Origin of the sequence: Flavobacterium sp. C3NV (assembly GCF_046825355.2) — a bacterium.
GTDB lineage: Bacteria > Bacteroidota > Bacteroidia > Flavobacteriales > Flavobacteriaceae > Flavobacterium.
In genome coordinates this window covers 410,534-435,243 of sequence record NZ_JBKQBJ020000003.1, presented here as the reverse complement: position 1 = coordinate 435,243, position 24,710 = coordinate 410,534, and the positions used below count along the sequence as shown (strand labels likewise).

Genomic DNA, 24,710 nt, shown 5'->3' with positions numbered 1-24,710 from the left:
AAGAATATGAGGCTTTGTTTGTAAAAGCATAGTCCAGAGAAAATTTTGAAACGGCTAGAATGTAAAATCTTTTGTAATAAATTCTTTAGCGGTACGTTTTTCAAAAAATAAATAAAACATAATTTATTATTAATTTTTATTTATAAATATACTTTTTAGTATATTTGTGCTCTAATTAAAGAACGAATGCTTACTAAGGCTGAAAGAACAAAACAATTTATACTGGAAACTGCGGTACCGCTTTATAATGAAAAAGGTATCTCGGGGGTAAATATTGATGATATTCTCGAAGCGACAAAACTTACAAAGGGCTGCCTATACGGTCATTTTGAAAATAAAGAAGACTTATCAGAGCAGGTTATTGATTTATCACTGAAAATGGTTTCAGACCGAATCAGAGCCGCGGTTTATCAGGCAAAGACTGTAAAAGGTAAAGTGTTTGCATTTTTGGATTTTTATAAAGACCCAATCGAAACGTATATTTCCGGCGGTTGTCCTATACTTAATACTGGCGTAGAAGCAGATGATAATTACCCGATTATAAAGGAGAAAGTAGCCAAAGTATTTAGAAGCGGTCAGCAGGAATTAGCAGGGGTACTTCAGGAAGGAATTAATATTGGTGAGTTTTCCAGTAAACTTGATCCTGTTGTGTTTGCGTTTAAATTAGTAGCATCAGTTGAAGGTGGTATTGTAATGTGCAGAGTTATGGGCACAGCAAAACCAATGCAGGGACTTATCAAAAGTCTAAAGTCTGAATTAGAACAATATAGCATTTAATTTTTTTTTGATATAAAATAGACTAAAAAGTATATTATGAAATAGACTAAAAAGTCTAAAAAGCAGAAAATTATAAAAAAATAACTCTTTAAATAAATAATAATGAACATACAAGGTAAAACAATATTGATAACCGGCGGAGCATCCGGCATTGGGCTTGAAGCCGCAAAACAGTTTTTGGCAATTGGTGCTAAAGTAATCGTGACAGGAAGAAATCAGGCCAAACTTGATGCTGCTAAAAAGACAAATCCTGCGATCATAACAATTCAAAGTGATGTAGCCAATAAAGAAGATGCGAAACTTCTTTTTAATAAAGTAAAAGAATTGGGCGGCATCGATATCTTGTATAATAACGCCGCCGTACTTGTACCGCCATCAAATTTAGGCATTGCAAATGACAAACATATTGATGGTGCTGCTTACGAAATGGAAGTAAATTATCTGGGCGTAATAAGGCTGAATAATATTTTTATGAACATGCTTCAATCAAGAAAAGAAGCAGCGATAATAAATACTACATCAATAATTAGTCAGGCTCCATCGCTATTAGAAGCTACTTATTCATCTTCTAAAACAGCACTTGCTTTTTACACGCTGTCGCTTCGTGAACATTTGAAGATTATAGGCAGTAATGTAAAAATATTTGAACTGATTCCGCCACTTGTTGCTACAGAAATGACTGCAGACCGCAAGGATAAAAAAATATCTGTTGAAGAAATGGTAAAAGGCCTTATCGTCGGACTTCAAAAAGAACATTATACAATACGCGTTGGCGATGCAAAAATATTTAACGTAATCAACAGGTTTTTTCCTAAAATGGCCTTTAAATTAATTAACCCAAAGAAAAGCCATCAACTTTTAAAAAAATAGTATGAAAGCATTTATCATAAATAAATATACCAAGGGAGCTCTTCAGCTTGCAGATGTTCCAGATCCTGTTGTGGGTAACAACGATGTTTTGATTGAGGTTTATTCAGCAGGTGTTAATCTTCTGGATTCAAAAATTAAAAAAGGAGAATTTAAATTGATGCTTCCTTATAAACTGCCTATGATTCTGGGTCACGATGTAGCGGGCATCATTACCAAAGTGGGAAAAAATGTCGTAAAATTTAAAGTTGGCGACGAAGTATATTCGCGCCCTGCAGATTACCATGTGGGAACTTTTGCTGAGTATATTGCTGTAAATGAAAAAGATGTGGCGTTTAAGCCGAAAAATATTTCTATGAATGAAGCAGCTTCTATCCCGTTGGTAGCACTTACGGCATGGCAGGCGTTGGTTGAACGTGCAGATTTAAAAAAGGGACAAAAAGTATTTATACAGGCAGGTTCAGGCGGTGTAGGAACTGTAGCCATACAACTGGCAAAACATCTTGGAGCACAGGTTGCCACAACAGCCAGTAATAAAAGCTTTGAATTACTTAAAAATCTGGGCGCTGATGTATTGATCGATTACAAAACACATGATTTTGAACATGTACTTAAAGGTTATGATGTTGTAGTAAACAGCCAGGATCAAAAAACACTTGAAAAATCATTAAACGTTTTAAAACCGGGTGGTAAGCTTATCTCTATTTCAGGGCCTCCAACTCCTGAATTTGCCAAAGAACTGGGATTGCCATGGTATATCAAAATGATTATAGCACTGATTAGTTTTAGCACAAGAAGCAAGGCTCAAAAAAAGCAGGTTAAGTTTAGTTTTCTATTTATGAGAGCCGATGGAAATCAGTTACAACAAATTACAAATCTTGTTGAAGCTCAGGTTATCAAACCTGTAGTTGATAAAGTATTTGCTTTTGAACAAACAAATGAAGCGCTGGAATATGTAGAAAGCGGTCGTGCAAAAGGCAAAGTTCTAATACAAGTAAAGAGTGAGAAGCTTTAATGATATCTGCTGAGACTTTTTCGAGGCAAAATTATAAATTTATCAATCGCAGCAAATGCAAAAAAATAATGACACTCCTAATAATGCTGCTGAATATCATCTGAATCAATATCAGCATAATCTGCCAAAGTTTTCGGTGTATGAAATGGATAGTTATTTAAAAAAATATGATAAAAAAAGGAGGAAAGCCCATGCCGCGAACCATTATCAGATCATTTGGTTTAAAAAAGGAAGCGGCAGGTATTTTGTTCATTTTAAAGCATATGATGTCGATGAAAATACTCTTTTCTTTTTGACTAAAAATGATATTCATTATTTCGATAGAAATACCAATTACAAAGGAGTTTTAATTCAGTTTAATGAAGAATTTCTCATTCAGAATAATAATGATATAGCGTTTTTTTTCAAACATAATCTGTTTAATAATCAGAAACAACCGTCCTGTTCGCTTAATACAGACGACACTTTTATTTTAGACGAATATTTAAGCCTGATAAAAAACGAGTTAACAGATAAAAAGGAATCCAGTCATGAACTTTTAAGGTGTTATCTCAAAGTATTTTTGATTCAGTTGCAGTACAAATGGCAAAAATCGAATACAATTGATGGGCGCAGGGTTTTACCCGAGGATAAAAAACAGCTGCAATTAATAAAATTTGTCAATAGTATAGAGGAAAATTATAAAAAACGGCTTAAGATATCGGATTATGCGCGACTTATGCAAATATCGCCCAGAACATTATCAGACTTAACGAGTCAGTTGTTAGATAAAAGCCCTTCTGAAATGATTCACGAAAGGATTATTGCGGAAGCCCAGAGATTGCTTCTGGATACTGATTATAACATCAATAAAATAGGATATCATCTTGGTTTTGATGACGATTCTTATTTTGTAAAATATTTTAAAAAACACGCTAGTATCTCACCTTTAGACTTTAGAAGTTTCAATTTAATAGAAATATCCAGCGTAGAAAGCTCTTAATATTATGTTCTACTAACACAGTTGTAGTTTGAAATTTTTACAGAGCGTTATTTTTAAATTTAATTTTATTCAAATCAATGGTATCGGCCTCTTGTACATTCATTTCGTATGATATTTCTATTTCATGTTTAGATACAAATTCTATTTTTTTATCACAACCTGTAGCGCATGATTCTACAGTAATTGGAAAATATAATTTTTTATTCTTATCATATCCTATAATGTTATTACGAAAATAGGTAACAATTTTAAAATCGGCATTTTCAATGACTTGATCGTCATCATAATTTCCGTTATATTGAAATAAGTTTTCAGAATAATAAGTGCTTTTTACAATAGTAGGATAAAAGGATTCTGCACCTTTGGGATAATTATCTAAATGCCATTTTTGCTCAAAATTTCTATAATAGTTAATGTCTTTTTCTTCTTCGGATGGTTTGTAAATCCATTTACTTTCTTGAGCAAACTGATATAATTCTTTTTTGATTGTAATGTTATGATCTAATGCTACATTTTCTAAGAATTCACCCTCGACAGCATTCTCGGATCGTAAAGTAGGTTCTCCAATATATTTTAAGGTATAAAATTGTAAGGTATTCCTATTTAACATGATGAAACTCAAATATAATCCAGGATCTCCATTGCCTAAAGGAGATTCCATCAATGCGAATAGAAAATAATCTATATTTTGAATTTTTTTCTTCGAAAAATGTTGCTTATCGATTGTGACATGATTATAGTCACTTATTAGCAAAGTATCATTTTGAATTAATTGTTGGCTCCCCTTATTTTTTCTATACTTTGAAACTATCAATATATTTTTATGACCAACAAGCAAAAAATTATCTTCTTCGCTAACATCGCTGCCTGATATTTTAATTATTTCGGTATTATTCTCATTGTCAAGAGAGAATATAGTAGCTGTTCTTTTTATTTCGTCGTTATTTTCTTCAGTGTTTTTGTTTTCTTTTTTTATTTCCTTGACAGGAGTCTTTTCATCATTCTTACAAGAAGAAAAAGTAATGAGGCATAAAATGATTACAGCTAGTTTGTTTTTAATTTTGATCAATTAATTTAGGTTTTAGGTTATCAGCAAGATAAAATTTATTTTATAATTTAAAAGTATATAATGAAAAGTCTTAAAAAACAGCAATTTTCCCTGTTTGAGTTTCACCTGAGTTGGTAATTATTTTGTAGATATAAATTCCTGAAGCAGTATTTTTTAGATTGATTTTATTGGTTTTAGAAAGTAGAGGAGAAGTAATCGTATTTTGTCCGTTAATCGTATACAAATAGAAAGTAGCGTTTTCCTCTTTTTTGGCTTCGATATTTAATTCTTCATTTTTGCTTAATAGCGTGGGGTGAACAAAAAACAAATCATTGCCTAAATAATTAGCATCAACAATAAGAGAGCTTATTATAGTATTGTTTTCTAAAATGATATTGATTTTGTATTTATTGGTGCCTTTTATAGGATCGGAATCTAGAAAAGAGAATGTTTTTGAATTGATGTCATTCATTGTGCTAATAACAGCTTCGGTATTATTATTTATTTTAACCAACTCAATTTTTTTGATATTGTACAAGCTGAAAAGACTGGCATCAATTTTTATTTTATTCTCCTCAAAAACTTCTGCAAAAGTCAATTCGAAATAACAATTCGAGTTTTGAGCATATGGCAATGTCGACTCACTTTTTATTCCTTCGTTATTGTCAAATACAGGAACTACAGTGTAGATTTTCCCATCAGTAAAGGCATAAGTAGTGTTTGTTGTTTCTTCTTTAAATTCTAGATGATCTTCTGTTAGTTGATAAATATTAAACGAAGCAACATCGGAAGGTTTGTCCCAATTAATTTCTGTTGTGCCATCACAAACTAAGCTGGTACTGATATTTAAATCATAAGAAATCGTAAAGCTGTCCGAGATATAATCAGTATTAGCAATGGTCATTTTTAATTTTGCTTTCGAAAATTTTTTCTCTGCAGGAGCATAAGTAAATTGTTCGTTATCCAGATTTATATTCGCTGCGATAATTTCCCAGGTTTGCCCATTATTATAACTTATAGACAATTGTCCGGCGCTGCCAGAAAAAGAAGAATTCCATTTGAAAGGCGAAATCTTCTTGCCATCGTAAGGGAAATTATCATTAGTAATCGGGTAATTCCATTCAAATTGATTTTCCAGTTCATATTCGTAAGCGATACTATATTCCTGAGATGCATTCGATAGATATGAACCCATAACGTTGATCGTATAAGATCCTGATGCGGGATTTTCGATAGTTACCTGCTCTATATTGTTGATTTTATCTTTTCCTCTTACAGCTTGTTGCTGAGGAGTATCAGGATTAAGAATCCAGGGTAAAAAAGTAGTGTTGTCAGCCGAAATAACTTCAAGGTCTAAATCGTTTACCAAACTTATATTACTGTTGATTGGAGCGGGCAAATCGTTCCATACTAATGTGATTTTTAAGTTTTTTGCCTTTAGCGGAAGCGTAATACGATGTGAATTGGTCTGACCGGATGTCAAATTCGCCACTATAAATCGGTTTTCGCTAATGGTTTTTAAGCTTTTATCAGCATTGATATTGCCATAACCATAGGTGAAATCCGGCCCTGTGTTACCTAAATCTTTGGCGCTATTTATTAAAATAGCTTTGGTCAGGGCATTAGACAAAAAGGTATTGTTTAAGGTTTTATAATGCTGTTTCATAAGCGTAATAATTCCTGTCGCTATTGCTGTAGAATTTGAAGTTCCTTGTGTACTAAAGGCAACTAACTCCGGTTTTATGCGACCGTCATAGGCAGGACCTTTGGACGAAAATGACATAATGACCTCGTTTTGGTCAATACAGCCCACTACAAGACTATTTTTGGATTGCTTGAAATTACCCGTAATAGATTTGTAACCCTGCAGACCGGTATTTCCAGAGGAAAAACAATGCGTCAAATCAGGATTGGAGAATAATTGAAGATCATATGCATTAGCCAGCGAACCATATACATTTTCAATCTCTGTTCCGTAGGAATGATTTTGAGTAGCAGCACCTTGCAAAGTGGCTACTTCATCAGGATAAATATTCAAAAAGTCAGAGGAGAGTATTTTGGCCTTTTGAGCAACTCCTTTTCCTAATGCAGAAGTATTTCCTAATCCGGAAACTATAGTGGCCATGGCTGTGGCATGGCTGGAGACAATTGCAGATTCGGTTGTAGAGAGAATATGTTTATTTATCAGATCAATATCATTCACATCAAAAAGATCATCTTTGATGGCTACAATTTGATTTTCACCATTTAAAAAAGGAAAATTCGTATTGGCTTTATTGATAGCATTGATGCTGAAATTTTGATCTATTATTTTAGATTCGCCTTTGGGCTGTAATGCTTCCTGCGAAATAGAAGAAACACTTTCTAACGCTATAATTTCATCAAGAATTTTTTTAGAATCACTTTTTATCAGAACAAGATGGTTGTCTACTATCCTGATATCAGAAATATTTATTGATTTCAAGTCAGTAATCAGCGCTTTGATGGTATCAGTTGCAATTATATACTGCTTGTCTTGGGTATGAGTTGAAAAATTAGAGGGTAATTTCCATAAATTATTAACGGGAGTATTCTTTTTTGATGTAAGATTTGATCTTAAGTTTTCATTTTCGACAATACAAAAAATGGTATCTAGTTTTTTCACCACCTTGTATTGGTTCTGATGTGCATTTTCTAAAGTTGTAAGATAGTATTTCTCAAATTTTATTTTGTTTTCTTTTTTTATGTATTGTTTCCATTTGTCAGAACTCTGTGAGAGACTGATTGTGGTGATTATAAAAAAGAGAAAAGTAATGTGTTTCTTCATTTACTATAGATTTGGGGGCAATTGTAAATATTAATGATCAATCTTACAAAAATTGACTTTGGCAACTCTTTATTACTTCTTTATTGAGAAAAATAGAAGATGAAATTTTCGTTTAATGATTTCGATCTAAAATATTTATCCGTTGTAGGTATTCAAAGTTATTAAATTATTTGTAATAAAATTATGCGTTTTTATTTCATTCAAAATATTCAAAATTATTATTAGAATTATTCTCTTTTTAAATACAAAAGAAAGTAAAATCATTTTTGACACATCATTAAACAAAACAGAAAATAAAGTGCATTATAATATATAATAGGTTGATTTGTATTGACTTACTGATTTTACTGGGCTTAGAGCAGTTGTAAGATAATTATCATGAATAGCTTTATGCGATTATCGGGTAAATAGTGTTAAAATATTAATCTATAAGTATTTTAATACTAAAATTATCTAAATTTGGATGTGAATATTACAAATATTTTGTGAAGACCCAAATTTATCAACTTATTTTAACAACCAAATTTAAACCTATTATGAAAAAAATTAAATCACTTTTAGCCCTGTCATTTATAGCGCTAACAATTGTGTCTTGTAACAAAGAAGATGTTGCAGATCAATCCAATCAGGAATCACTTAAAGTAACGCCAGAAGTGTTAAATAAATTGAGTTCACTTTCACTAAATACATCAGATGTACAAGTGATTAAGAACACTAAATTAGATGGTACTACTGAGGATGCTTTCCTGATAGAAGGAGATATCATCGTGACTGAAGAACAATTAAAAAATATGGATCTTCACGGTGGTATTACAACAGAACAATATCGTACTACAAATTTAGTAACAGCTCCAAAAACTATTAAAGTAGTTGGATTATCAGGGACTGGCACAACCGCTCTGACTACAAATATGCGTGCAGGATTGCAAGCCGCTATAAACAGATACAATAGTTTAGGATTGTCTATCAACTTTACATTGACCTTTAGTTCAAGTACTTCGGGAGCAAACATTGTTGTAAGAAGACAAACCGGATCTGCCGGTGGAGTAGCAGGTTTCCCTACTGGTGGAAATCCTTATAATTCAGTTACATTGTATTCTGGATTAGATACTTACTCAACAGGAGTAAACGCACACGTAGCGGCACACGAAATTGGTCACTGTATTGGTTTACGTCATACAGACTGGTTCAGCCGTCAAAGTTGTGGACAAAATTCAAACGAAGGAACAGCTGGTGTTGGAGCGATCCAAATACCTGGAACACCTTCAGGATATGATGCGACTTCTTACATGAGAGCATGTTTCGGTTCAAACGAGACAGGAGCTTTTAATGCTAACGATGTTACAGCTCTGAATTATTTATACTAAAAGTTGATTTAGAGTTGTCTTTACAAAATATAAGAGGCTGTTTCATAATTTATGAAGCAGCCTCTATTTTATTTGATAATTTGTTGTAAAACAGCTTGTTGTTTCCCATCAATATTTTATACTTAATTGCTGGCGAAATAATTTTCGCAATAATATTTAAAAAAAGCAAAACAGCAATTTTATATAGTATCTACTGTCTGTCTCAAAGGGAGAGTAACAGTAAATTCAGCACCATTGTCTTTTTCTCCGGTAGCGGTGATTTTTCCGTTGTGTCTTTTGGCGATTTTTCTGCATAGTGCGAGTCCGAGACCATTGCCTTCATAATGATCTTTAGAATGCAGTCTTTCAAAAGCTGTAAATATTTTTTCGGCGAATTCAGCATCAAGTCCAATACCATTATCTTTGATAGTAATCTGCACTGCATCGGCACCATCAATTTTTACCATAGTGCTGGTTATAATAACCCTTGGCGGCTGATCTGCTTTCGAGAATTTCAGGGCATTTTGTATCAAATTATAGAAAAGCTGGCTGATTAAAATAGGTGCTCCTTCTATTTCAGGAAGATCACAGGTTATTAAAATAGCATCTTTTTCTTTTATTACCAGTTCAAGGTCTATTTTTATATTTTCAATTACTTCATTGAGATCTATGGTGTCAATAATCTGCAGCGTTTTATCTAAGGTAGAATAGGTCAAAATTCCCTCTATAATATTTTCCATCCTTTGAGCAGACTGACTGACCTTATGAATGTATTTTCTGGATTTTTCATTAACATCACTTTCTATATCATTTCTTAAAAGAGTATTGAAAATTTTAATTTTACGTAATGGCTCTCTCAGATCATGACTGACTACGCTGGCAAACTGCATAAGATCATTATTAGATCGCGTTAATTCATCTGTACGGTAGGTAACCTGTTTTTTTAATTCTTCTTCAAATTCCTTTTGTTCATGAATATCCTGAATAATTCCAATTACAGTTTTTGGATTGCCCTCTTTATCCTTTATAATCTTGCCATTAATTTTGGTCCATCGTGCTGATTGGTTCTCATTTACAATGCGCGCCTCATAGCATATTTTTCCGCTTATTTCCGCTTCCTCATGTGCTTTTTCGCGTGCAGGCAGATCATCCGGATGAAGTTTTGCAATTAAATCTTCATTGGTTGCTTCGTTTTCAATACAGCACAAAGTATTGAAATTACCTGAGGTTTTAATTTTTTTTGTAGCAAGGTCTATTTCATAACTCCCAATTCCTGAAGCGTCTATAGCCATGGTAAGCATCTCGTTCGAATTTTGTATTTCTTCTTTTGCCAATTGTAAATCGGTTACATCACTACCAGTGTTGAGAACGCCATAAACTTGTCCTTTATCATCAAATAGGGGAATGAAACTATAGTTGAAGTAATGCTCCATCATGGTTCCCTCTATCACCAGATCTACTTTTTGACATTTCGCATGAAAAGCAATTCCAGTTTTTAGTACACCTAATGCCTGATCCAAAATTTGTTGTTTTTCAATTTCCGGAACAACGTCAAGATAGGTTTTTCCAAGTACATCATTTCCTTTGCCCCAGGTTTTGATCATGGATGCATTAGCCAATTCAATTTTAAGATTATCTCCCACATATACCCCAATGGGCAGCGGAATCGAGTCAATTATATTTTGTAAAAGCCTTGAATTTTGATACATAACGGTTAGGATTGATTGATATAGTTTGTATTGCGAAGCTATTGGTTTTTAAAAGTTTCCTGTTACATGAATTCATTGTAGTATATCACAATTCCAATAATTTTCATATTTATAAATGTGAAGACATTATAAGTAATAGAATTAACGGTGACTAACGAAGTTAAGTAAAAAAGAGACATTTTTGTTTAGGGTTTATAGAAAAATCTTAAACAATGTGCATTTTTAACATTCCAATTTTTACTTCATAAAACGGACTGTAATTCGTGTAGAATTTAATAAATAATATCTGATTTTTTGAAAAAAGGATTCAATAAGCCATTGATGCTGGGCCTAATTTAAATCTTGAAAAAAAGGAATACTATTGTAATCGTTGGCAACAGTAAAGAAATTGATATTGCCGTTTAGGACAAATAGTTGGAAAATTATCAGGAGAACAATATCAGTAGAGCAGGAGTGGTACTGATTTCATACATCCAAAGGAAATCATTTACATCAATGAGAATAAGATTTTCTTAATGAGGTAAAATAAAAAAAGCACCTGCTTTAGACAGGTGCTTTATAAACTAGTTCTATAGTATGTTATGCTATGATTACGTTTACTGCGTTTGGACCTCTACGGCCTTCTTCTATGTCATATCGAACTGAATCGTTTTCACGAATATTTTCTGATAGACCTGAAACATGAACAAAAACTTCGTTTCCTCCATTATTTGGTGTAATAAATCCGAAACCTTTTTCTTCATTGAAGAATTTTACTGTACCTTCTTGCATATTAAATATTTAATTTTGGCAAATGTAGCCTATTAAAAAATAGAAAGTCAGAAAATAATTTTTAATTATGTTTTTATTAACTTTAAGTGCGTAAAGATATTTTTTCTTCATTAAGAATTATAAATGAAAAACCCGCCAGATACATTACATATCAGACGGGCGTCCATAATAAACATAATCTTCCATTTTATGTCTACTTAAAATTTTTCTCAATATGATACTGAATTAAAAAATAAATAAACACAGAATAGTAGTTCTTGGAATGAACACTGCAGAACTATTTATATAAGATATTTTTTGCCTTAGCAAAATGAACTTTACAGAATTAATAGGGAGGTTAATTGAAAGGTCAAAGATGCGACTTAAACATATCATTATCTTATATGCATATGATTTGTTGTTATATAATTTCTCATAATGATTCAATGAACGTCTTCAGTATAAAATCTTTAACCCAAAAATAAAAAGCTGATTTACTATTTTTAAATAGGAAGTTTTGATACTATTTTCTTGATATTATCCAACACAAGTTTAGGTTCTTCAAGCTGAATAAAATGTCCTGATTTTATTGTAGTAATATGAGTAAAATCAGTTACGCCGGCCTTAAGAGATTCTTTAGAGTCATACCATAGCTGCCTATCGGCCAGATTATGTTCGGCATCTGTTTTCATGCTTGTAATGGCAATAACGGGAACGTCAGGTAAATTAGGTAATGTTGCCGAGTATTTAAAATCTTCAATTAACTGCAGGGTTTCTAATGCTATTCCTGAATTTGAATCATAGGCTGTTTTATAATTACTGTAAAACAGGTCTATTTGTTCTTGCGAATAATGATTGTACTTTTCGTGCGAAGCATCAACAAATACTAATCCGGCCACTTTCTCATGGTTTTTAATAGCAAAATCTCTAATAATTAAGCCTCCTAACGAATGTCCTACGAGCACAACTTTTCTGCCATTTGCAAATTGATTCACTACTGTTTCAAGTTCGCTTCTTAATTTTCTAATATCCCTGGGTTCAGTATTAAATCCTGATTTTCCATAACCTGCTCTATCGTACAATACAACATCTGAATCTAAAAAATCAGATATAGATACGATTTCTGAGGATTTTCCTGTACTGTACCAGGATGTATGATCATTGCCGTGACCTGATTTAAAAACAACCAAATATTTTGATTGTTTTGATACCGAATATGCCATTAGTTTATGTGTTCCTAAATCTACTGTAGTTCCCGGATATTCCTTATTTTGATTTTTATCATCGTCTGAGCAGGAGATAGAAGAAAAGGCAGATGTAAAGACAAGCAAAATAAGTAGTAGTCGAATTGTAATGATTGGGTTTAGCTTTAATTTTTGTATTTCTTTCTTCAAGACCATTGTAGTTTTTTTTAGTTTTTAAGGTAAATTCGATACAAATATTAGCATCATTTACCATTTAAAAGTTCTGATTTATGAATCAGAACCTATTTTAAAATTGACTATACGCTACATGATCTTTATCTGAAAAAAATAAAATAGCATTTTATAAATTTATGCTAAAACGAGATTTAGTTTTTTAAATTCAGATGGGGTCAGGCTGGTACTTTTTTTAAAGGTAGTATTAAAAACGGTTTTAGAATTAAAACCAACCTCAAAAGCAATTCCTATTATATTTAAATGCTGCATATTGGGATCCAGAATCATTTTTTTTGCTTCTTCGATTCGGTACCGATTCACAAATTGATAAAAGTTTTCATTAAAACCTTTATTGATGACATAGGAAAGCTGATGAGATGGGATATCCAATTGAGAAGCTAATTTGAATAAACTCAATTCAGGATCCAAAAAAGGTTTTTTATTGGTCATCACGTCAATTAAAACTGATTTTGCTTCTTGTAAATCAAGATCAGAAATTAGTTTTTTGGGGTTGCTTTCTACACCGGAATTCTCTTTTATAATAACATCGATTTCCTTTTTTTCCTGCTGATTAAGTTCTGTAATTTCTTTTTGTTTTAAAGAATAATAAGCAATGTAAAAAATACCCAAAAGATAAATAAGACTTGCAAAATGGTCGAATAAAGTATTGTTTTTGGCTAATTTAAAGACATTGTCAATTAACCAAAGTCCCGTTATCATCAGTACACAAATCACTACTTTTTGTAACCATTTTAGATTAATTGCTGCTGTATTTGAAGTATATAAAAACAAATTCTTTTGATAGGCTGCAATTTTTCTATAAGCCGAAATACAATAAGGAACAACCTGAATACAAAAAAACAGATTAAACACAGTCAGGATGATAGCGGCATTTTTTTATCAGTTGCTGTTGGCGGATGTTTAACTTCAATCAATAACGAAAGTAAAAGCAATACCAGCATTACAAAAGCAAAAGCAAAATGAAAATTATCTTTTCGCCTCCATTTTCTATTGGGCTGCATAAAATAAATTACGCTAAAGTAGAAAACAGGAGCAACTATAAAATCGGTTATACCCAAAAAATCATTAAGGAGCATTCTTGTTTTCATAAACTCAGTTTTTTCTAATAGATCATTAAACTGAATAAGAAAAATACAAAAAATAAAAGAACCAAACCATTTGTTAACTCTGGTACTAACCGGATTAATATTTGCAAAGATTAAAAATGCCAATAATAAAGCTGTTCCTGCAACAAAGTAGCTAATCAGTTGATCCATATAAGAGCATTTTTTTTATGTTGTGAATGTTTGACATTTTCTTAAATTAATATAATAAGCAAAAATAGTCTTGATTTTTTGATGTTTCAGCGCCCATTTTTTTTACAACTGAACCCTTTGCTTTTGCAGAAAAATATAGGGTTTCGCAAATCTACAAGAAATTGGGATACATAATAACTGAATTTTCAAAAACTACAAAACAATTGTTTTTCAGGTAATTATTGTCCCTTAAAATTGGAACATACATAATAATTCGACTATAACTGGTAGATAAACTTAAAAACTGGTTGGTACTGGCTTATATTTATAAATGTAGTAACTACATTTGTTAATTAAGCAATAAAGAGAATGTAAAAAAACAGATTCAATATTTTATTTTGATTTTTTTAAGCAGATCTTTTTTTATTGGCGTTAATAATTGATGATTTTATATTCGAAAATAAAGATGAATACTACCTCAAGTACCGGTTTAAATAGAAATTTACTAGTCATACGCTTGTTTTTGGCCATGACATTTTTTCCTTCTGGTGTTAATGCACAGCTTAAAGTCACAGCAACTGAAGTTGGTTTGGGCTGGAGCAATAATTCTGTCAATACCGTTATTTTCAGGAACAGCGCACTAACTTCTTTTAAAGGTTTGCAATATACAGCCTATTATGATCCTGAGGGCAGGATGGTTTTGGCAAAACGTAACTTAAATTCAAAAAAATGGGAGACCGTAATTACTCCTTATAAAGGCAATGTCAAAGATGCTCATAATGATATTAGTATCGCCATTGATAGCGAAGGTTATCTTCATGTAAGCTGGGATCATCATGATACACATTTGCGTTATGCCCGAAGCAAAAAGGCATTTAGTTTAGAATTAGGAGAAGAGCAGCCTATGACGGGAGAGGATGAATCGAAAGTAACCTATCCTGAATTCCATAATTTACCTAACGGAAAATTACTGTTTTGTTACCGTTCCGGAGCTTCAGGAAGAGGCAATATGATTATAAAATCTTTTGATGTAAAAACACAGCAATGGACATCATTACAAAATAATTTAATTGATGGCGAAAATCAACGCAGTGCTTACTGGCAAATGTTTGTAGGTAAAAAAGGAATTTACATTTCATGGGTTTGGAGGGAAAGCTGGGATGTGTCGACGAACAACAATCTTTGTTATGCCTTTTCTCCCGATGGAGGAAAAACATGGCAGAAATCTACAGAAGAAAAATATACTTTGCCTATTACAAAGCTTACGGCAGAACAGGCCTGGGAAATACCTCAAAACAGCAGTCTGATCAATCAAACGGCAATGACCGTTGACGATCAGGGTAACCCTTATATTGCTACTTATTGGGATAATAACGGAATTCCGCAATATAAAGTAGTGTATTTATCTAACGGAAAATGGAATCTGATTAACACCAATTTTCATGTAAATCCATTTTCTTTAGGAGGCGGAGGAACAAAAAGAATTCCGATTTCACGTCCTGAAATTTTGGTCAATAAATCGATGTTGTATTTACTTTTTAGAGATGAAGAAAGAGACAATAAAATAACATTGGGATATACCAATCTAAAAAACAAAGAATGGAAACTACAAGATATTAGCCAATTTACAGTAGGACAATGGGAACCTAATTTGGATAAAGAACTTTGGGAACAAAAAAAGCAATTGCATATTTTTTCGCAAAATGTAAGTCAGGCAGACGGAGAAGGATTGGCAAAAGCAGCGCCTCAAATGGTACAGGTTTTAGAAGTGCAAAAGTTACCCAAATGACAAATAAATAATCATTTCAGGAAAAATAAATACAATTTTTAGCTAAAGTATTTTTTTTTGCTTTCACAGTATTTTAATTTAAAAATAATGAAATGAGCTGTAATTTAACCTTATTTAAGCATTTTTATTGGTTTATATTGATATGACCCTTCTGTTTTATTGTAATGTCCCTCTTGTCTTATATGGTGTTATCTAAATTTGTGAACCCGATTTTTTATTTCTAATGGAGCTTATTCTTTTTATGATTTTGAAATAAAATGGTGGAGTATTAAATTTTTAAAACCTGATTTTGTAAAAGTAATTAAATGAAAAAAATTGTATTAGCACTTGCTTTGTTTTTGAGTCTGCAAAATAATTTTGCCCAGAATAACGAATGGGAAAATCCTCAAATATTAGACAGAGGAAAAGAAGCCGGCAGAAGTTCTTTCTTATTATTCAGTAATGAAAATGAGCTGAAAGGCAACAATCCTCAAAAATCAGAATTGTACAAAAGTCTGAATGGAAACTGGAAATTCAATATTGTAAAAAGTCCTTCACAAAGACCTTTGGATTTTTATGCAGCAGATTTAAATGATTCCGGCTGGAAGAATATCGAAGTCCCTTCGAACTGGGAATTGCAAGGGTATGATATTCCTATTTATACGAATATTACGTATCCGTTTCCTAAAAATCCACCTTTTATAGCACCAGATTATAATCCGGTAGGAAGTTACAGACGCACTTTTACAGTTGCTGAATCCTGGAACGACAAAGAAATTATACTTCATTTTGCTTCGATCTCAGGCTACGCAAGAGTTTTCCTGAACGGAAAAGAAGTAGGGATGACCAAAGCGGCAAAAACGCCGGCTGAATTTAATATTACTTCTTTTTTAAAGAAAGGAGAAAATCTAATTGCAGTTCAGGTATTCCGTTGGCATGACGGAAGTTATTTAGAAGATCAGGATTTTTGGAGATTAAGCGGTATCGAAAGAGATGTTTATTTGCAGGCAATGCCTAAAACGACAGTTTGGGATTATTTTGTAAAAAGCGATTTAGACAATCAATACAAAAACGGACTTTTTAACCTGGATGTTACTTTAAAATATTTTGAAAAAAGTAAAATTAAAAATCCGGCAATCAAAGTCGAATTGTTTGACAATAAGGGAAATGCTATTTTTTCTGAAACTAAAAAAGTAAACAATAAAGAGTCAAAAATCAGCTTTGAAAAAACAATCGAAAATGTAAAACAATGGAGTAACGAAACCCCAAATTTGTACCGTTACACTATTAGTTTATTGGATAATAAAGGGAAAGTTTTGGAAATTATTTCTAAAAAAACAGGTTTTAGAAAAGTTGAAATTAAAAACGCCCGCTTGTTGGTAAACGGCAAGGTCATTATGGTAAAAGGAGTTAATATTCATGAACATGATGATGAAAAAGGGCATGTTCCAAATGAAAAATTAACGCTCAAAGACCTTCAGTTAATGAGAGAACATAACGTTAATGCAATCAGAATGAGCCACTATCCGCATGATCCTCATATTTATGATTTATGCGATGAATACGGTTTTTATGTAGTAGATGAAGCCAATATCGAAAGTCATGCGATGGGAGCAGAGTGGCAAAACTGGTTTGATAAAACGAAACATCCTGCTTATTTGCCAGAATGGGCACCGGCGCACATGGATCGTATCGAAAGAATGTTTGCCATCGATAAAAACCATCCTTCGATTATTATCTGGTCATTAGGAAATGAATGCGGAAATGGTCCTGTTTTTTACGATGCATACGATTGGTTAAAAAAAGTAGATAATACTCGTCCGGTTCAGTTTGAGCAGGCAGGCGAAAACAGAAATACCGATATAGTAGCGCCCATGTATCCGAGTATTAAGAGCATGAAAAATTATACAAATTCAGATAAAGAGCGTCCTTATATTATGTGTGAATATGCGCACGCGATGGGACAAAGCAGCGGAAATTTTCAGGAATACTGGGACATTATCAATAACAGTAAACGCATGCAAGGCGGGTTTATTTGGGATTGGGTAGATCAGGGAATCAAAACGAAAAATGACAAAGGCGAAGTTTTTTGGGCTTACGGTGGAGATTTAGGCGGAGCTAATTTGCAAAATGATGAAAATGGCTGTGCCGATGGATTGGTGTTTTCTAACAGAACTCCAAAGCCAGCTTTGGAGGAAGTGAAAAAAGTGTATCAAAATATTGAATTTAAGCTGAATAACAGAACTGATTTGACAATAACAAATCATTTTAATTTTACCAATCTCTCCAATTATGCCTTTAAATGGGAGGTAATCAAAAACGGTTCAAAAGTAAAAACGGGCGAATTTAATTTAGATTTAGATCCGGAACAAAGCAAGAAAGTAGCTTTAGACGTAGGTGCTTTTGATGAAAATTCAGAATATTTTTTGAATGTTTATGCGGTTTCAAAATACGATACACCTTTAGTTGCTAAAGGATTTGAACTTGCAAGAGAGCAATTTGAAGTAGCAAAAGGCAATTATTTTGCAACTAATGCAACAGCAAATACAGGATCTAAATTGAAATATACCGTGGCAAAAAATGTACTTTCTTTTGAAACGGAAAACATCACCGGAGAATTTGATTTGCAAAAAGGAGAAATTCTTAAATATACTTCGAAAAGCGGAAAGAATGTTTTTACCAATTTCCCAAGCCCTTATTTTTGGCGTGCTCCAACAGATAATGATTTTGGAAACGGGATGCCAAATAAGTTAGGAATCTGGAAAGAAGCATCAAAAAATCCGACTGTTGTAAGCGTTAATCTGGATAAAAAATCTTCAGAAGGAGTGCTTATAAAAGTTGCGTATCAATTGGCTCAGGCAAATGTTCCTTATACTGTCGATTATTTAATTCAGAATAACGGAGAGATAAAAGTAACGGCGGCTATTGATCTGACAGGAAAAGAATTGCCGGAAATACCTCGTTTTGGAATGCGTTTAAAACTAAACGGAGCATTTGATAATTTGAGTTATTACGGAAGAGGACCTTGGGAAAACTATTCAGATAGAAACTCAGCGGCATTTATTGGAGAATATTCAGATAAAGTAATCAATCAATATGCAAGGAATTTTATTCGTCCGCAAGAGTCAGGTTACAAAACAGATGTTCGTTGGCTGACTTTAAAAAATGATAATGGACAAGGTTTAAAAATCGAAGGGCAGCAGCCAATAGGTTTTAGCGCATTGAATATTTCGACAGAAGATTTAGATCCGGGAAAAAATAAAGAACAGCGTCATCCTACAGATTTAGATTTAAATTCTAAAGAAGCAGTTTACCTTCATTTAGATTACAAACAAAGAGGTCTTGGCGGTGATGATAGTTGGGGAAGTTTGCCTCACGATCCTTATCGATTACTGGATAAAAAATACAGTTATACCTACACGATTTCATTGGTTAATTAGTTGAGTGTCATTTTTTAGTTTGTCCGGAAAAGCCTATGATTGGTAATCATAGGTTTTTCTGATTTTTAATAATTTTTAGAACAGTCTGGTAGTAAATAAGTATTTAGATATAACCTAATGCACAATATATTTTGAAAAAGAAAGTCCTGTTTTTTTTAATATTCTTAGCTGGTATTGTGGCTAAACCGCAGGCAGCTGCAGTTTCGTCTGTTTCAAAATATGAATCGGAAAAATATGATATTGGCTATATTGGTATTAAAAACGGACTTGCTAATAATGCTGTTACTTCAGTCTACAAAGACAAACGGGGTTTGATGTGGTTTGGAACGTATGACGGAATAAGCCGATATGATGGCTATAACTTCATGAATTACAGAAACGAACCCAACGATCTTAATTCTTTAGTAAATAACAGGGTTGTAAGTATTTGTGGTACTCAAAACGAAATTTGGATTGGTACAAAAGGCGGAATCAGTGTTTATAGTTATTTGACCAACAGGTTTAGTACGCGCTATAGCGTAAATCCTAAAACAGGTAAAAATGAACCCATTAATTTTGTCGTTAATCAAATTAAAGATTATAAAACAAATCTTTACATTGCTACAGCCGGTAAAGGTTTGCTTTGTTCGAAAAATGGAAAGGAAATTACTTTTGTACCTCTTTCTGTAAACGGAAAATTGCAGTGGGATTACCATGTTCAGGCAATAGATTTTGATGCATCAGGTAAATTGTGGGGTTTTGTTCAGGGCGTTGGCATTGTTGCTATGGATACGAATACCAATAAATTATCAGTAGTTTTCTCTGAAATTCTCAATGGTACCAGTATTTTTTATGACCCATTCTCCAATATTTGGGTAGGTGTAGAAGAAGGTTTATTGAAGTACAATACCATCAATAAAACCTTTCATGTGTACACCAATCAGGAAGTGCGATATCCTATTGCTGACTTTATGTACAAGCGTGATACCAAGGAACTTTGGATCGCGACAAATGGTAACGGCGTTGTCCAGTATAATTATACGTCAAACTCCTTTTCTTCCCTTAATGCAAATTTTAGTGACGAAAAATTAAACAGCAATGCCATTTCATCTTTGTATCTAGACAGTGCAAACCGGGTTTGGATTGGGACTTTAAGAGGCGGAGTGAATAGAGTAGAAAGCAAAAAAAGTCCTTTTTTGACGGTTTCTAAAAATGAAAAAGCAACAAACACATTGCCAAGCGATTTTATTCTTTCCTTATGCGAACAAGACAGTGAAAATCTTTGGATAGGAACAGATGGAGGAGGCGCCAGTTTATGGAACCGAAAGAATAACAGTTTTACAAATTATTCCTATAATGCCAATAGCAGCAATTCGCTAACCAATAATTTTGTGTCGGCAATTGTAAAGGATGATAAAGGAACTTGGTTTGGAACTTATGGCGGAGGAATTTCTTTATTTAATGCCAAGACCCGAAGTTTTAAAAAGTACTCCCTTTTTAATCCAAAATACAATTCCTTTCAAAAGAATATCTGGGTAATGTACCGCAGCAAAGACAAGGTTTTATGGGCAGCTTCTCCGGATGATGAAGGCCTGTATCGTTATAATGAAGCGACCGATAAATTTGATTTTGTAGATGCAAAAATTAACGGCATAATTTCAATTACCGAAGATGCTCAGGGATGTTTATGGCTGGGGAATTTCACAGGTATTTTTAAGTACAATCCCAAGACAGCAAAAAGCCAGTTGATTCAATTAATAAAGTATCCGGTACGTTCGATTGTTGCTGTTTCTGATACTAAAATGCTAATTGGCACCGAAGGACGAGGCCTGATGATTTTTAATCCGCAAACATTAAAAGGGAAGTTTTTGACCCAAAAAGACGGCATTTCAAACAATTCTGTTCTTAATATTGTTCGGGATAATCAGGGTGCATATTGGTGTAGTACCTACAACGGAATATTTGTGTACAATGATGTTACGGGTAAAATAACAAGTTATCATGATAGTGACGGACTTCAGAGCAATCAGTTTAATTATAATGCTGCGCTGAAACTTTCTACGGGAGAAATCGTTTTTGGAGGAATAAAAGGATTTAATATCATTAATACCAAAATAAATTGTGACACTCATGATTTTCCAAAGCTGATCATAAACGCCATAAAAGTCAATAATAAAGCCATAGAAGAATCCGGTTTAGCCACTTTTGGTATTGATAAATTGAAACTTCCTTACGACGAGTCAATGCTGAACATCGATTTTGCAGCTTTAGAATACAGTTTGCCTGAAAAAATATCATATGCTTATTTTTTAGACGGATGGGATTCGCAATGGCATTATGTTGATAATATCAGAAGCGCCAATTATTCCAGATTAACAGAAGGTGATTATGTGCTAAAAATAAAATCGACCAATGCCGAGGGAGTCTGGAACACTCAGTCTATTTCATTGCCCATCACGATTTTACCACCTTGGTACAGAAGTATTTTTGCCTATTTGTTTTATGCTTTGGCAGTTGCTTTTATTATTTATGTAGTAGATAAATACCAGCGACAACAGGAAAAACTTAAATATGAAGTAAAACTTTCTCAGGATTTAGCCAAACAGGAAAAGGAATTAAATGAAAAAAAACTAACCTTTTTCACTAATATTTCTCATGAGTTCAGATCGCCTTTGACCATGATTATTAATCCATTAAAAGATATAATCTATGGCACAGATCAGCAAATAGATCCGGGTGCTATAGAAATGGTGTACAGTAATTCAAGAAGACTATTGAGTCTGGTAGATCAGCTGCTTCTCTTTCGAAAAACAGAAACAGAAACGGGAAAACTTAAAATAGGGCAAATTGATATTGTAGAACTCGCTAAAGAAGTCTTTAGCTGTTTTGTGCATCATGCTAAAACCAATAAAATCGATTATAGTTTTAGTATTTCTGAAGAAAAAGTATACCTGTATGTAGATCGCGAAAAAATAGAAATGGCTTTGTTCAATTTGATTTCGAACGCCTTAAAATTTACAGAGAAAGAAAACGGAGCCGTTGCCGTAAACCTGCGTTGCGTAGACAATGAAGTCATTATATCGGTTATTGATAATGGCGAAGGAATTCTGGAGGCTGATAAAGAGAAAATATTCGACTTGTTTTACCAATCCAATAAAAACATCAAAAACAACCGTAAAGGATTTGGTATTGGTCTTTATTTGGTAAAACAGTTTGTAGATCAGCATTACGGAAAAGTAAGCTGCAGCAACAATCAAAACGGAGGAGCTACTTTTGAAATTAAACTGCTTCTTGGAAAAGAACATTTTGGAAATATAGAAATACGCGAAGACTTAAGTGACAGAACTTTATTTTTAGAAGAAGCCTTAGAGGATACCGTAATACAAAACGTATCGCATACTATTGAAGAACCTGAAAATGTAAAAGATGTCATCAATGAAGCAAAAAGTATTTTAATTGTAGATGATAATCCTCAGATCAGAAATTATTTAAAACGAATACTAGCTTCAAAATATCATATTACTGCGGCCGAAAGTGCCGAAGCAGCTTTAGCAATAATTAGAAAAGTACAGCCGGATTTAATTATTTCTGATGTCGTAATGGGAGAAATGAATGGTGTGGCTTTTTGTAAATACATCAAAACAGATGAAGAGCTAAAACACATTCCTGTAATCTTACTCACGGGAGGAACTTCAGAAGAAGTAAAACTTAAAGGCGCCGAAGTAGGAGCAGATGATTACATTACAAAACCGTTTGATAACGAATATTTATTAGCGCGAATCAGCGGAATATTAACGAGACGAGATACTGAACAGAATTACCTGCTTAAATCTGTTACCAAAAATGCCGGAAGTCTGAAATTATCAGATGAAGATAAAATATTGATCGAACGAATTGTCGATATCATTGATGCAAATCTGGATGTAGATAATTTTAATGTAAATGATCTGGCGCTTCAGTTAGGTATGAGCTATTCTTTGGTTTACAAAAAAATTAAAAAAATTACAGGCAAATCAGTTTCAGAATTTACCCGAAATGTCCGATTACGAAAAGTGGCCACCTTACTTATTACAACCGATTTACAAATAAGCCAGGCGGCTTCGATTGCCGGTTTTGGCGATATTAAATACTTCAGGAAACACTTTCAGCAATTTTATAATATAAACCCTTCTGAGTTTAAGAAAAAGTATCAAAACGTCAAGGACAATAAATATATTTTGAATGAAAGTTTTTGGAAATCAACCTGATGATGAGCAGAGACGAGAAGAAATTAAGAAAAAAACATATGAATAAATATTTTAAAAAGACTATTTTATTAGGACTTGTTTATTTTACAGCGAGTACTGCTTTACAAGCGCAATCAAAAAGACTTCAGAAAAAATCTCCTGAAAAAGTACGTGAATTTTTTGTGTCTTCTTTAGTTAAAATTGGAGATCCCGTTTTAGTGGCATTAAGCAACAACCAGTTAAAACAATTGATGCCTGTAGAAAAATCACCGGGCGCATGGGATGCAAGAACTCATGTAACTTATTTAGAAGCTTTTGGCAGGCTGCTTTCAGGAATGGCACCCTGGTTAGAATTGGGTCCGGATGAAACGCCCGAGGGTAAATTAAGAGCAAAATATATTGATTTAGCCCAAAAATCGATTCATAATGCCACAGATCCATCTGCGCCTGATTTTATGAATTTTGTAGTAGACAGACAGCCTTTGGTCGATGCTGCTTTTTTTGCGCAGGCGTTGCTTCGTGCACCAAAACAACTTTGGGAACCGCTGGATTCCATTACCAAACAAAATGTAATAAAAGCATTAAAATCATCCCGAAAAATTGAGCCTTATCATAGCAATTGGCTGCTTTTTGCAGGAATGATAGAAGCGGCAATCATTAAATTTGATAAAGACGAAGATAAAGACCGACTGAATTATGCGTTGGAGCAGCATAAAAAATGGTATTTAGGAGACGGAACTTATGGCGATGGCCCTGATTTTCATTGGGATTACTATAATAGTTTTGTAATTCACCCGATGCAATTGGATATATTGAGCGTATTGAATGAAAAAAACAGCAACTATAAAGCCGATTATGATACAGAGTTAAACCGAGCCCGACGTTATGCTGCCGTTCAGGAAAGATTAATTTCTCCTGACGGGACTTATCCGCCTATTGGTCGTTCATTGGCGTATCGTTTTGGGGCTTTTCAATTACTATCTCAAATCGCCCTTTGGGAAGAATTGCCAAAAGAAATTGCTCCTTCACAAGTGCGTTCGGCTTTGTACTTTATGATTCACAACCAATTGAATGCCAAAGATACTTTCGATAAAAATGGCTGGCTTCAAATAGGTTTTTACGGACATCAGCCTAATATTGGCGAAGGATATATCTCAACCGGAAGTTTGTATTTGTGTTCAGAAGCTTTTTTAGTTCTCGGTTTACCGGCAACAGATCCTTTATGGAGCGATCCTTATCAGCCCTGGACACAAAAGAAAATATGGTCAGGACAGGAAATTCCAATTGATCATGCCTCAAAATAATTAAACATTAATTTTAATA

At 33.3% G+C, this 24,710-nt stretch carries 16 protein-coding genes; 9 read left to right on the top strand and 7 right to left on the bottom strand.

What is annotated here, in order from left to right:
• The first annotated feature begins 186 nt into the window (after window positions 1–186).
• From ACIDC4_RS07010 to ACIDC4_RS06995, 4 genes are all read left to right on the top strand, one after another.
• Window positions 187–777, top strand: a complete 591-nt coding sequence (locus ACIDC4_RS07010) for a TetR/AcrR family transcriptional regulator (RefSeq protein ID WP_412042370.1) — start codon at window positions 187–189, stop codon at window positions 775–777.
• Window positions 778–879: 102 nt separating this feature from the next.
• The gene (locus tag ACIDC4_RS07005) at window positions 880–1,647 is read left to right on the top strand and encodes an SDR family oxidoreductase (protein WP_412042369.1); all 768 of its coding nucleotides are present in this window, start codon (window positions 880–882) and stop codon (window positions 1,645–1,647) included.
• A gap of 1 nt (window position 1,648) precedes the next feature.
• Window positions 1,649–2,659, top strand: coding sequence for an NADP-dependent oxidoreductase (locus tag ACIDC4_RS07000; RefSeq protein ID WP_412042368.1), 1,011 nt, complete (start codon window positions 1,649–1,651; stop codon window positions 2,657–2,659).
• 55 nt (window positions 2,660–2,714) lie between these two features.
• Window positions 2,715–3,641, top strand: coding sequence for a helix-turn-helix domain-containing protein (locus ACIDC4_RS06995; protein WP_412042367.1), 927 nt, complete (start codon window positions 2,715–2,717; stop codon window positions 3,639–3,641).
• Between the two features lie 37 nt (window positions 3,642–3,678).
• Here ACIDC4_RS06995 and ACIDC4_RS06990 read toward each other — a convergent pair whose 3' ends face one another.
• Both ACIDC4_RS06990 and ACIDC4_RS06985 read right to left on the bottom strand, forming a co-directional pair.
• Window positions 3,679–4,710 carry a hypothetical protein gene (locus ACIDC4_RS06990; RefSeq protein ID WP_412042366.1) on the bottom strand — a complete coding sequence of 344 codons (1,032 nt, stop codon included), beginning with the start codon at window positions 4,708–4,710 and terminating at the stop codon, window positions 3,679–3,681.
• A 70-nt stretch (window positions 4,711–4,780) separates the two neighbouring features.
• Window positions 4,781–7,495: a S8 family serine peptidase gene (locus ACIDC4_RS06985; protein ID WP_412042365.1), complete on the bottom strand. Its 2,715-nt coding sequence runs from the start codon at window positions 7,493–7,495 to the stop codon at window positions 4,781–4,783.
• Between the two features lie 536 nt (window positions 7,496–8,031).
• Between ACIDC4_RS06985 and ACIDC4_RS06980 the strand changes: the two genes are divergently transcribed.
• Complete coding sequence (locus ACIDC4_RS06980) at window positions 8,032–8,862, top strand: M57 family metalloprotease (RefSeq protein ID WP_412042364.1); 831 nt, start codon at window positions 8,032–8,034, stop codon at window positions 8,860–8,862.
• Between the two features lie 179 nt (window positions 8,863–9,041).
• On the opposite strand, the gene ACIDC4_RS06975 is transcribed toward ACIDC4_RS06980, so the two are convergent.
• The 5 genes from ACIDC4_RS06975 to ACIDC4_RS06955 all read right to left on the bottom strand — a co-directional run bounded on the left by ACIDC4_RS06975 (window position 9,042) and on the right by ACIDC4_RS06955 (window position 13,995).
• Window positions 9,042–10,550: an ATP-binding protein gene (locus ACIDC4_RS06975; protein ID WP_412042363.1), complete on the bottom strand. Its 1,509-nt coding sequence runs from the start codon at window positions 10,548–10,550 to the stop codon at window positions 9,042–9,044.
• 579 nt (window positions 10,551–11,129) lie between these two features.
• A complete protein-coding gene (locus ACIDC4_RS06970; protein WP_412042362.1) occupies window positions 11,130–11,321 on the bottom strand; it encodes a cold-shock protein in 192 nt (63 codons plus the stop codon).
• Between the two features lie 482 nt (window positions 11,322–11,803).
• The gene (locus tag ACIDC4_RS06965) at window positions 11,804–12,694 is read right to left on the bottom strand and encodes an alpha/beta fold hydrolase (protein ID WP_412042361.1); all 891 of its coding nucleotides are present in this window, start codon (window positions 12,692–12,694) and stop codon (window positions 11,804–11,806) included.
• Between the two features lie 159 nt (window positions 12,695–12,853).
• Window positions 12,854–13,591: a helix-turn-helix domain-containing protein gene (locus ACIDC4_RS06960; RefSeq protein WP_412042360.1), complete on the bottom strand. Its 738-nt coding sequence runs from the start codon at window positions 13,589–13,591 to the stop codon at window positions 12,854–12,856.
• 2 nt (window positions 13,592–13,593) lie between these two features.
• Window positions 13,594–13,995 (bottom strand): hypothetical protein, encoded by a 402-nt coding sequence (locus ACIDC4_RS06955; RefSeq protein WP_412042359.1) that lies wholly within the window; start codon window positions 13,993–13,995, stop codon window positions 13,594–13,596.
• A gap of 445 nt (window positions 13,996–14,440) precedes the next feature.
• Here ACIDC4_RS06955 and ACIDC4_RS06950 point away from each other — a divergent pair, with 445 nt between their 5' ends.
• From ACIDC4_RS06950 to ACIDC4_RS06935, 4 genes are all read left to right on the top strand, one after another.
• Window positions 14,441–15,763 (top strand): BNR repeat-containing protein, encoded by a 1,323-nt coding sequence (locus ACIDC4_RS06950; protein WP_412042358.1) that lies wholly within the window; start codon window positions 14,441–14,443, stop codon window positions 15,761–15,763.
• Between the two features lie 305 nt (window positions 15,764–16,068).
• Window positions 16,069–19,182, top strand: a complete 3,114-nt coding sequence (gene lacZ, locus ACIDC4_RS06945; RefSeq protein WP_412042357.1) for a beta-galactosidase, LacZ type — start codon at window positions 16,069–16,071, stop codon at window positions 19,180–19,182.
• A gap of 131 nt (window positions 19,183–19,313) precedes the next feature.
• The gene (locus ACIDC4_RS06940; RefSeq protein WP_412042356.1) at window positions 19,314–23,408 is read left to right on the top strand and encodes a hybrid sensor histidine kinase/response regulator transcription factor; all 4,095 of its coding nucleotides are present in this window, start codon (window positions 19,314–19,316) and stop codon (window positions 23,406–23,408) included.
• Between the two features lie 38 nt (window positions 23,409–23,446).
• Window positions 23,447–24,691 (top strand): DUF2264 domain-containing protein, encoded by a 1,245-nt coding sequence (locus tag ACIDC4_RS06935; protein ID WP_412042355.1) that lies wholly within the window; start codon window positions 23,447–23,449, stop codon window positions 24,689–24,691.
• The last annotated feature ends 19 nt before the right edge of the window (window positions 24,692–24,710 follow it).

Excerpts from the sequence above, each read along its gene's own strand:
- ACIDC4_RS06985 (WP_412042365.1), bottom strand. The coding sequence starts at position 7,495 with ATGAAGAAACACATTACTTTTCTCTTTTTTATAATCACCACAATCAGT.
- ACIDC4_RS06995 (WP_412042367.1), top strand. The coding sequence starts at position 2,715 with ATGCAAAAAAATAATGACACTCCTAATAATGCTGCTGAATATCATCTG.
- ACIDC4_RS06950 (WP_412042358.1), top strand. The coding sequence starts at position 14,441 with ATGAATACTACCTCAAGTACCGGTTTAAATAGAAATTTACTAGTCATA.
- ACIDC4_RS06935 (WP_412042355.1), top strand. The coding sequence starts at position 23,447 with ATGAATAAATATTTTAAAAAGACTATTTTATTAGGACTTGTTTATTTT.
- ACIDC4_RS06970 (WP_412042362.1), bottom strand. The coding sequence starts at position 11,321 with ATGCAAGAAGGTACAGTAAAATTCTTCAATGAAGAAAAAGGTTTCGGA.
- ACIDC4_RS06980 (WP_412042364.1), top strand. The coding sequence starts at position 8,032 with ATGAAAAAAATTAAATCACTTTTAGCCCTGTCATTTATAGCGCTAACA.
- ACIDC4_RS07010 (WP_412042370.1), top strand. The coding sequence starts at position 187 with ATGCTTACTAAGGCTGAAAGAACAAAACAATTTATACTGGAAACTGCG.
- ACIDC4_RS07005 (WP_412042369.1), top strand. The coding sequence starts at position 880 with ATGAACATACAAGGTAAAACAATATTGATAACCGGCGGAGCATCCGGC.
- ACIDC4_RS06975 (WP_412042363.1), bottom strand. The coding sequence starts at position 10,550 with ATGTATCAAAATTCAAGGCTTTTACAAAATATAATTGACTCGATTCCG.
- lacZ (WP_412042357.1), top strand. The coding sequence starts at position 16,069 with ATGAAAAAAATTGTATTAGCACTTGCTTTGTTTTTGAGTCTGCAAAAT.
- ACIDC4_RS07000 (WP_412042368.1), top strand. The coding sequence starts at position 1,649 with ATGAAAGCATTTATCATAAATAAATATACCAAGGGAGCTCTTCAGCTT.
- ACIDC4_RS06955 (WP_412042359.1), bottom strand. The coding sequence starts at position 13,995 with ATGGATCAACTGATTAGCTACTTTGTTGCAGGAACAGCTTTATTATTG.